This is a genomic window from Streptomyces cahuitamycinicus, assembly GCF_002891435.1.
GTDB lineage: Bacteria > Actinomycetota > Actinomycetes > Streptomycetales > Streptomycetaceae > Streptomyces > Streptomyces cahuitamycinicus.
Map to the genome: position 1 here is coordinate 1 of NZ_POUC01000976.1, position 455 is coordinate 455.

General features: G+C 54.3%; 1 protein-coding gene. It reads right to left on the reverse strand.

Going from position 1 to position 455, the window contains the following annotated elements:
- On the reverse strand, nucleotides 1–438 hold a 438-nt coding region (locus C1J00_RS48715; protein WP_219728426.1), incomplete at its 3' end, for an extracellular solute-binding protein.
- Between the last annotated feature and the right edge of the window lie 17 nt (nucleotides 439–455).

The window sequence follows — 455 nt, forward strand, 5'->3', positions numbered from 1 at the left end:
GTCCAGATCGGTCAGTTGCTCGAGCCGTTTACGTTCTTCGGGGCCAGGATTGATGGCAGGATCGCTCAGCAGTTCTGCGCGGATATAGGCATGTGCCGCGCGGTTGGGATTACCTGAGCCTAGCGTGTTCGTCAGCTGTGCTGCAATCTTGGGCTGCAGCATGAAATTGATGAATCGGTGCGCTAATTCAGGATGCGGGGCAGTTCTGGATATGACAAAGCTGTCCCCAGTCATGCCGTTACCTTCCTTCTGTAGCGCTTCCTTGATGGAGAACGGCCGTTTTGCGTTCAGTGCATCCGTTTTGGCCTGGAAGATATCGTTGGAATATCCAAGCGCCACCCAGATGTTTCCGACCGTCAACTCACGGATATAGCTTTGACTATTGAATGCTGCCCAGTACGGCATGGCTTGCCGAATGGCTTCAATCGCCTCGCTCAACTGCGCTGCGCTCGTTG